Annotated in this window: 1 protein-coding gene; it reads left to right on the forward strand. The window is 55.3% G+C overall.

All coding sequences use genetic code 11. From position 1 onward, the window contains the following. On the forward strand, positions 1 to 262 hold a 262-nt coding region (locus tag ACRXB1_RS37680; RefSeq protein ID WP_449494975.1), incomplete at both ends, for an IS30 family transposase.

Consider the following 262-nt stretch of genomic DNA (forward strand, 5'->3'; position numbering starts at 1 on the left):
TCCGCAATGCCATAGCTGCGAAGATCGTGTTATTGCCTGAGCACTTGTGGCGATCGCTCACATGGGATCAAGGCGCAGAGATGGCCCAGCACGTGCAACTTCGAATCGATACGGGTCTGGAGATCTACTTCTGCGATCCTCAAAGCCCATGGCAACGCGGGACCAACGAGAATACGAATGGTCTGTTGCGTCAATACTTTCCGAAAGGCACCGACATCAGCCGGTACACGCAGCGCGAACTTGATGCCGTCGCAGACGCACT

Source organism: Caballeronia sp. M23-90, assembly GCF_053574605.1.